This window comes from Aeromonas sp. 604282, assembly GCF_049170575.1.
Taxonomy (GTDB): domain Bacteria; phylum Pseudomonadota; class Gammaproteobacteria; order Enterobacterales; family Aeromonadaceae; genus Aeromonas; species Aeromonas veronii_A.
Genome location: NZ_JAAKMV010000021.1, coordinates 49,183 through 57,598, shown reverse-complemented (window position 1 = coordinate 57,598; position 8,416 = coordinate 49,183). Strand labels below are relative to the sequence as shown.

General features: G+C 58.3%; 7 protein-coding genes. 3 read left to right on the top strand and 4 right to left on the bottom strand.

Annotation, left to right across the window (positions count from 1 at the left end; translation table 11 throughout):
* Positions 1-316: 316 nt before the first annotated feature.
* From G5367_RS19575 to G5367_RS19565, 3 genes are all read right to left on the bottom strand, one after another.
* Positions 317-526: a cold-shock protein gene (locus G5367_RS19575; protein ID WP_005338972.1), complete on the bottom strand. Its 210-nt coding sequence runs from the start codon at positions 524-526 to the stop codon at positions 317-319.
* 275 nt (positions 527-801) lie between these two features.
* The gene (locus G5367_RS19570; RefSeq protein ID WP_236348708.1) at positions 802-1,470 is read right to left on the bottom strand and encodes a LysM-like peptidoglycan-binding domain-containing protein; all 669 of its coding nucleotides are present in this window, start codon (positions 1,468-1,470) and stop codon (positions 802-804) included.
* Between the two features lie 99 nt (positions 1,471-1,569).
* Entirely contained in the window at positions 1,570-3,672 is a 2,103-nt protein-coding gene (locus G5367_RS19565; RefSeq protein ID WP_421245009.1) for a methyl-accepting chemotaxis protein, read from the bottom strand.
* A 260-nt stretch (positions 3,673-3,932) separates the two neighbouring features.
* Here G5367_RS19565 and gltX point away from each other — a divergent pair, with 260 nt between their 5' ends.
* The gene (gltX, locus tag G5367_RS19560; RefSeq protein ID WP_421245010.1) at positions 3,933-5,348 is read left to right on the top strand and encodes a glutamate--tRNA ligase; all 1,416 of its coding nucleotides are present in this window, start codon (positions 3,933-3,935) and stop codon (positions 5,346-5,348) included.
* A 131-nt stretch (positions 5,349-5,479) separates the two neighbouring features.
* Here gltX and G5367_RS19555 read toward each other — a convergent pair whose 3' ends face one another.
* Positions 5,480-6,730: a methyl-accepting chemotaxis protein gene (locus tag G5367_RS19555; RefSeq protein ID WP_005340980.1), complete on the bottom strand. Its 1,251-nt coding sequence runs from the start codon at positions 6,728-6,730 to the stop codon at positions 5,480-5,482.
* Between the two features lie 101 nt (positions 6,731-6,831).
* On the opposite strand from G5367_RS19555, the gene G5367_RS19550 reads away from it, so the two are divergent.
* Positions 6,832-7,581: a potassium channel family protein gene (locus G5367_RS19550; protein WP_005340978.1), complete on the top strand. Its 750-nt coding sequence runs from the start codon at positions 6,832-6,834 to the stop codon at positions 7,579-7,581.
* A 145-nt stretch (positions 7,582-7,726) separates the two neighbouring features.
* Positions 7,727-8,332: a TIGR04211 family SH3 domain-containing protein gene (locus G5367_RS19545; RefSeq protein ID WP_005340977.1), complete on the top strand. Its 606-nt coding sequence runs from the start codon at positions 7,727-7,729 to the stop codon at positions 8,330-8,332.
* Positions 8,333-8,416 lie beyond the last annotated feature (84 nt).

The window sequence follows — 8,416 nt, the reverse complement described above, 5'->3', positions numbered from 1 at the left end:
CGGGAATAGCTCAGTTGGTAGAGCACGACCTTGCCAAGGTCGGGGTCGCGAGTTCGAGTCTCGTTTCCCGCTCCAATCTCTCTTCGAAGTTTTCATAATCCCTTTGAATTGCCCTTCACATCGCGTTGCGATGCTTTGTCGTATCTGGCGTTTACTCAGCGCGTCTCTGCTACCTCTCCTGCAAACAGGAAGGGGATGTGGGCTCATGGTGCGGGTTGTACCAGGCAAGCGGTTGTGACAGGTGGTGGGAGGCGAGAATTGCGGGCAAAAAAGAGGAGGGGCCTTGGCTCCTCCTGCATGATTCACTGGCGCGGGCTTAGACCAGAGTAACGTTCTCAGCCTGAGGGCCTTTTTTGCCCTGGGTCACAGTGAACTGGACTTTTTGACCTTCAGCCAGGGTTTTGAAACCGGTGCTCTGGATGGAGGAGAAGTGAACGAATACGTCCGGACCCTGGGATTGTTCAATAAAGCCAAAACCCTTGGTTTCGTTGAACCATTTTACCTGGCCGGTGCGAATGTCAGACATGTGCTAAATCCTATCAATAACAAAATGAAACTAAGCCCGTGCTGGGCTGCATTTGCCTTGCAAGCAGGGGTTGGCTCATGACTGACCACGTCTCTTTGTCCCAGTAGCACGTAGAACAATCCCTGTTTAAAGCACAAACGATTGTACGTTAGCGTCGATCCTTGTCAATTTGACCCCTTTCGTTTTTTGAACAAGCTAAAAATATTGTGAAGTCAGTAGCTTATTTGAAGAGGTTTGACTGAAAAAAACGGGAGGCCAGCGCCTCCCGTTTTTTGTTATTCCTTGAGGGCGAACCCTTCGCCTTGCCGGTCGTAGCGGTAGACCGCCTGGCCGTAGGAGCGGATCTCCACCCGCTGGATGCGGCGGGTGTCGTCCACCAGGATGAAGATAGAGCGGCCAGATTGCAGGCGTGTCAGCGGGCGATCCGGCCCCTCGATGGCGATCAGGCGACTGAGCTCGGCACCCGGCAACTCGAATTTACGCCAGATGGAGTAGAGGGTCTCACCCGCCTGCACATCGTGTTGCAACCAGGTGCCGTTGACCTTCTCTTCGACCGGCTTGGCAGCCGCGGGCGCACTGCCTGCCGCACCATTGCCGACATTTAGAGCCTGAGCAGGTACGGCCAGCGGCACTTCCAGCGAGCCGGAAGGGGCTGCCTTGGGGGCGGATGGAGCCGGTTCCCAGGCCAGTACCAGCAACCAGAGCGGGATCAGGATCAGCAGACCTATGGTGTTTTTACGCGGCAGCGGGCTGGACAGCTTGAATTTGCCTGCTTTGGCATCCTGGCTGCGTTGGCCGAGGTTGCTCATCCCTTGGCCAAAACGTTGGCGCAGGGACAGGGTCGCGGCATTGATGCGATGGAGCAGGGATCCTTGTGATTCGTCTTGGCGACGCTGCTGGGCTCGTCTGTTATGGCCTCGTGGGCGACGGTCCGGGGTGGGCACGGCATTTACCTCTCACTACATTGCCTGCCATCAGGCAAATTCGTCGCCTATGGTAAACGGACTCGCCCCCGAGGGGGAGAGTCCTGAGGCGGAAAATTATCAGCTGAGACGAAATTGACCCAATAATTGCTGCAATTTGTCGGCCGCCTGACGCAATGCCTGACTGGCTTTGGCCGTTTCGGTCGCATCCTGAGCAATGTCGTTGGCCAGTGCGTTGGTTTTTGAGAGGTTGCCGGAGACGGTCTCGGAGACCGAGCTCTGCTCTTCGGCGGCGGAGGCGATCTGATAGGTCATGTCGTTGATGGTGGAGATGGCCTGGTAGATGCTACCGAGCGCCTCTTCCGCCAGATCCGCCTCGCCCACCGCTTGATGGGTCAACTGCTGGCTCTGGGTGATGGCGTTGACTGCATTGGTGGAGCTCAGGCGGATCTTCTCGATTAGCTCTTGGGTGTTCTGTACCGCCTGCTGGGTATTGCCAGCCAGTTTGCGCACCTCGTCGGCGACCACCGCGAAACCGCGCCCCTGCTCGCCGGCCCGGGCAGCCTCGATGGCGGCGTTGAGGGCCAGCAGGTTGGTCTGGTCGGCAATCCCCTGAATGACGGTGAGGATGCTGGTGATCTGGGCGCTGTCGTGGGCCAGCCCTTCCACCACTTCGGCCCCTTTACCGGCTTCTGCCGCGACCTTGTGCATCGACTGGATCACCTGCTGGAAGCGCTCCTTGCCCTGATCGGCGGCGCTTTGCGCCTGTTTGGCCGAGTCGGCGGTGTTGTTGGCGTGGGTGGCGACCTCCTGACTGACGTAGGACATCTCCTGCACCGCGGTCAGCATCTGCTCCATCTCCGCCTGATGGTGCTGCAGGTTGTTGTCGGTCTGACCGGCGATGCGGTCGGTGTCACCGGCGTAACGGTTCACCTCGCTGGCAGTCTTGAGCACATCCCCGAGCAGCCCTTGCAACTTGTCGATAAAGCGGTTGATGCCCTTGGCGAGATCCCCCAGCTCGTCGACAGAGCGGGTTGCGAGGCGCTTGGTGAGATCCCCTTCACCATCGGCAATGTCATCCACCAGGCTGACCATCTGACGGATGGGGCCAGTGATACTGCGGGCAATCACCAGCATGGTGGCCAGCGCCAGCACCAGTACGATAAAGGCACCGACCAGCTGCTGGGTCACCGCTGCCTGGTTCATCTCATTGAGCTGGCTCTCCAGTTGATCGGCCCCTGCCAGTACCACCTTGTAGGGCAGGGTGACGATGATGGCCCAGTTGCGGCTCATTCCCGGCACCATGATGGGAACGGAAATACGGAATGATTCGTCCAGCTCCTGACGTTGCACTTCCGGTTTCAGGTACTGCTGCCACTGGTTACCCAGCACCTTACCTGCATTACTACCTAGCAGGCTGGCATCGCCGCTGGTGCCGGTGATGACACCGGCGGCGCTGACGATCAGGGTCTCCCCCTGGCCATCATAGATGTTGTTGTTGAGCCTCTTGGCCTGACGACTGATGGAGTCCACCGCCAGATCCAGCGCTGCGATCCCCTTGAACTGACCATCCACCATGATGGGGGTGGTGATAGTGCTCACCAGCACCTGCTGACCGTTGATATCCACCTTGAAGGGATCGATCAGACAAGAGCGCCCTTCCCGTTTCGGGCAGGCGTAGTAGTCGTTGGCGGGATTGCCGAATTCGTCCGGGTCGGTCTTGTCGATGGAGAGCAGCAGATCGGTACCGATTTGATCCTTGTCGCGATAGAAGTAGGGCACGAAGCGCCCCTTGTCGTCACTGCCCAGCGTACTCTGCCCGACGAAGGCGGCATCCTGACCGTCGAAACCGTTGGGCTCAAAGCCGGCAAAGGCGCCATAGAGTTGCGGCTCCAGCGCCAGTTGTGCCTTGAGCAGGTCGGTGGCCTGCTGGCGATCCAGCGGCAGTTTGCCCTGCTGTTGCAGGGCGAGAGCGCTGGCCATCTGTTGGGTATAGGAGAGCCCCTTTTGCAGCAGTTGGGTGATGGTGGCCGCCTCGGCGCGGGCATTGGCGCTGACCTTCTGCCAAGCCTCCTGCTGCAGCGCTTCACGGCTGGAGCTGATGGTCAGTTGTTGGGTCTGTTGGCCGGAGTATTGGTTGAGCAGGATCAGGATGACCAGGGCGGTGGTCATGGCAATCCCGGCCATCACTAGAATGCGGTTTTGGATCGAACGGAACTGCATCGTCTCTTCCTTGTTGGTGAGCGTTATTTGGATATCGGCCGGAGGAGGCAGCTCTCCAACACTTCCCATAGCAAATCGGAAATGGGGATTTTGTTTTGCGATCCCCTTCAAAGATTGATGGGCAGGTGAGAAGGGTCAAATTTTCCCCGCTACCAGGCCCTGTTGCCACTTCATGGTTTTCCCATCCGTCTTTGTCGGTGCTAAAATGCGACGGTTTTTTCTAACGAATTGGCCCAAGGCCCTCTACACAAGGCTTAAAGATGAAAGTCAAAACCCGTTTTGCTCCCAGCCCGACCGGCTTTTTGCATGTCGGCGGTGCCCGTACCGCACTCTATTCCTGGTTGTTTGCAAAGAACCAGGGCGGTGAGTTCGTGCTGCGTATTGAGGATACCGACCTGGAACGTTCCACTCAGGAGGCGATCGACGCCATCATTGAGGGCATGGAATGGCTGGAGCTGAACTGGGATGAGGGCCCCTACTACCAGACCAAGCGCTTCGATCGCTACAACGGTCTGATCGACGAGATGCTGGCCGATGGCCGCGCCTACAAGTGCTACTGCTCCAAAGAGCGTCTGGAAGCGCTGCGCGAAGGCCAGATGGCCAACGGCGAGAAGCCCCGTTATGACGGCAAGTGCCGCGATCATGCCCACGATCACTCGGCCGATGCGCCGCACGTGATTCGCTTCCGCAACCCGACCGAAGGTTCCGTGGTGTTCGATGACCACGTCCGTGGCCGCATCGAGTTCGCCAACACCGAGCTGGACGATCTGATCATCCGCCGTACCGACGGCGCGCCGACCTACAACTTCTGCGTAGTGGTCGATGACTGGGATATGGAGATCACCCACGTGGTGCGTGGCGAAGACCACATCAACAACACCCCGCGCCAGATCAACATCTATAAGGCGCTGAACGCGCCGGTACCGGAATTTGCCCACGTCTCCATGATCCTGGGTGACGACGGTGCCAAGCTCTCCAAGCGCCACGGTGCAGTCTCCGTGATGCAGTACCGCGATGACGGCTACCTGCCGGAAGCGCTGCTGAACTATCTGGTGCGTCTGGGTTGGTCCCACGGCGATCAGGAGATCTTCAGCCTGGAAGAGATGATCAAGCTGTTCAGCCTGGATGCCATCTCCAAGTCTGCCTCTGCCTTCAACACCGACAAACTGCTGTGGCTGAACAACCACTACATGCGCAGCCTGGATCCGACTTATGTTGCCAAGCATCTGGCATGGCACATGGAAAACCAGAAGATCGACACCAGCAATGGCCCGGCGCTGGCCGACGTGGTCACCCTGCTGGCCGAGCGCTGCAACACCCTGGTCGAGATGGCCGCCCAGAGCCGCTACCTGTTCGAAGATTTTGAGGCGATCGACGAAGCGGCCGCCAAGAAGCACCTGCGTGGTGTGGCTGCCGAGCCGCTGGCTCTGGCCAAGACCAAGCTGGCTGCACTGGATAGCTGGACCACCGAAGCGCTGCACGAGCTGATTGAAGCGACTGCCGCCGAGCTGGGCCAAGGCATGGGCAAGGTCGGCATGCCGCTGCGCGTGGCTGTCACCGGTCTGGGTCAATCTCCTGCCATCGACGCCGTGATGGCGCTGGTTGGCAAAGAGCGTGTTCTCGCACGTATCGACCGAGCTCTCGCTTACATTGAAGCCCGGATGGCTGCCGAGTAAGTGCTGCCGATATAGCAGGCGAGGAGAGCCCCCGTTCTGCCACATGCTGAATAGCAAAAATCCGAAACCACTGGTTTCGGATTTTTTTATGGCCGGGAGCTGCGGTGGGGCACCATGGTGGTCATGCCCGATCAGGCCAGCTTGAAGGACTGGATCTGGCTGTCGAGCTCCTTGCTGTGTTGTTCGACCAGCTCGGAGGCTTCTTGCAGTTCGCGCAGTACCACGACGGAGCCTTCAGCGATCTGCCTGACCTGTTCCAGATTGCCGCGCATCTCTTCGGCGACCGAGCTCTGCTGCTCGGAGGCGGCGGCGATGTGGCGGTTCATGTCGGCGACACCCTGTACCCGCTGCACTATGGTGGCGAGCTGGGTACCGGCCTGGGTCACCTGTTCCACTCCTTTGTCGGCCTGGCGCACGCTATGTGCCATCAGTTCGGCGGCCTGAGCTGCATTGCCCTGTAGTTGTTCGATCATCTTCTGGATCTCGACGGTGGCGGCCTGGGCGCGGTTAGCCAGCTCGCGCACCTCGGAGGCCACTACGGCAAAGCCACGACCCGCTTCACCGGCGCGGGCCGCTTCGATGGCGGCGTTCAGTGCCAGCAGGTTGGTCTGCTCCGAGATGCCGCGAATGGTATCGACTACCGAGCCAATGCGCTCGACCCCTTGCTCCACCTGATTGACCACGGTAGCGGAGCGCTGGATATTGCCGGAGAGGGTGTCGATGGTGTTGACGGTCTCGGTAACGCAGCGGCTCCCCTCCTCGGCCAGCTGGCTGGTTTCGGCGGTGGCGTGAGAGGCTTGATCCGCATGGGTGGCCACTTCGCGAATGGCGCCGACCATCTGGCTCATGGCGCTTGCCAGTTGCTCAATCTGGGTGAACTCTTCGTTGATCGCTTCGTTGGCCTCTTCCATGCAGAGAGTAACCTGAGAGGCGATGTCGTTGAGCTCCTTGCAGGCGGCGCGCTGGTTGCCAAACACTGCTTTGAGGTTCTCCTGCGAGTGGGAGACCGCCTTGGCGATATCACCGAACTCGTCACGAGACTTGAGCAGTACTTTGTGGCTGAGGTCCCGCTTGGCGAAGCGCTCCAGCAGGCCCACCAGATAGTGCACCTGCTTGACCATCAGGCGAGAGCCGGTGAGCAGCAGGATTACGAACAGCAGCCCCATGATGGTGGTCTCCATCAGGCCGGTCCAGAGCAAGCGATTGGAGATCGCATCTGCCTTGGCGGGATCAAGCCCTTCGCTGAGCAGAGTTGACTCCAGATTGTTGGCATCAAACCAGAGTTTGGTCAGTAGCAAAATGGTACTGAACACCATCAGCAACACTACTTTTGGCACCAGCCGAATGTTGCTCATCCGCTTCTCTAGCAGGTTTAACTGCATCGTGAAATCTCCTTTGAAAATCGCTTTTTCCTTTGCCCTCAGGACTATCGGCATTATCTTCTCTTTTATTAATTTGCACTGTGCTTAAAGTTGGAAAATGTATGCGACATCACTTAACTCATCTGCGGGCGATGGATCTGCTGATGGCATTTCTGTCGATTATCTCGGTTGTGCTGGTGACGGCCCGCTGGTGGGGGCAGGCAACCCTCACTCCCCAAACCCTGCAACTCTTCTATGACCTGGACAGCCTGATCTGTTACTTCTTCCTTGCCCATTTCGCTTATGGTTGGCTTCGGGCCCCTGATCGAAAATCCTTCTTCAAGACCAACTGGATCTATCTACCAGGCAGTTTGCCGATGGTGGAGCAGCTGCGTTGGGCCCGTTTGCTACAGCTTTGGCGGGTCTATCAACTGTTCAAGGAGAACCCGGATCTCTGGGCCATGTTCCGTCGCGAGCGAAACGAGACAACCCTCTCCGGCATCCTGTTCCTCTTTTTCCTGCTGCTGGGGTTGGGATCCGGTGTCATGTACTGGATTGAGTCTGGTCAGCCCGGCAGCCAGATTGAGACACCTTATGACGCATTCTGGTGGACGCTGGTGACCCTCTCCACAGTCGGTTACGGGGATCTGGTGCCCAAAACAGAGGAAGGGCGTTTTGTTGCCAGCCTGCTGATCCTGTTCGGGGTCGGTCTGTTTGGTGCCATCAGTGGTTTTATGGCCAGCATCTTTTTGCAACCGGCCAAGGAGAGCGAAACCGACAAGTGGCGTCATCACTACAACAACCAGCAAGAGGAGTTGCTGCGGGAGATCCGCGCCCTGCGCAGCGAGGTGCGGGAGTTAAAAAGCAAGTGAGGGTGCGGGTGGGCAAGTGGCGAGGTAGCTCGCCACTCTGTGCTATTTATCCGGGGGCGCAGATTTTTCTTTGCTTGTCCTTTAACCTGCTGGCGGCTTAACATTCAACCTCTTGTCCAAACCAGAAAAAGAGAACCGATCGACCATGCGCGCCCTTCTCGGGATTTTGATCTGCTTGTGTGCCCAACAGGCACTGGCCGACACACGTTATGTTTCAGACAACATCTTTACCTATATCCACAATGGTCCGGGTACCCAGTACCGGATTCTCGGTAGCGTCAAGGCTGGTGAACCGCTGGAGGTGAAGGCGGTGAACGGCGATGCCGGATTCACCCAGGTGGTGGACGGGCGTGGTCGCGAAGGGTGGATAAAAAGCAATGAACTGCAGAGTGAGCCCAGCTTGCGCGAGCGGCTCCCTCAGGTAGAAAAGGAGCGGGATGAGCTCAAGGCGCGCCTGCAAAATCTCAACGGTGACAACGAAAAACGCTTCACCGAGAAGGATGGCCAGATCGCGGCCCAGAGCAAGGAGATCGCCGCCCTCAAGGCTCAGCTGGCCAGCCAGGGTGAAGAGATGAACAATCTCAAAGAGCAGAACGATGCCCTGACCCAGAGCTACGACAACCAGGAGCACGACATGCAGATGGACTGGTTTATCCGTGGTGGCGCCATGGTGGGGGCGGGGATCCTGCTCGGCATCCTGTTGCCCATGCTGCCCCGCCGTCGCAGCCGTGGCGATCGCTGGATGAACTGACAGCTTCTGGCTGACTGAATTGCTGAGAAGGGTCGCCGTGGCGGCCCTTCTTTTTTTGGGCGCATTGGGACATCCGGTATTGGG

What these genes read in the sequence shown, in the direction of transcription:
- G5367_RS19575 (WP_005338972.1), bottom strand. Translation starts at nt 526, where the DNA reads ATGTCTGACATTCGCACCGGCCAGGTAAAATGGTTCAACGAAACCAAG.
- G5367_RS19565 (WP_421245009.1), bottom strand. Translation starts at nt 3,672, where the DNA reads ATGCAGTTCCGTTCGATCCAAAACCGCATTCTAGTGATGGCCGGGATT.
- gltX (WP_421245010.1), top strand. Translation starts at nt 3,933, where the DNA reads ATGAAAGTCAAAACCCGTTTTGCTCCCAGCCCGACCGGCTTTTTGCAT.
- G5367_RS19555 (WP_005340980.1), bottom strand. Translation starts at nt 6,730, where the DNA reads ATGCAGTTAAACCTGCTAGAGAAGCGGATGAGCAACATTCGGCTGGTG.
- G5367_RS19550 (WP_005340978.1), top strand. Translation starts at nt 6,832, where the DNA reads ATGCGACATCACTTAACTCATCTGCGGGCGATGGATCTGCTGATGGCA.
- G5367_RS19545 (WP_005340977.1), top strand. Translation starts at nt 7,727, where the DNA reads ATGCGCGCCCTTCTCGGGATTTTGATCTGCTTGTGTGCCCAACAGGCA.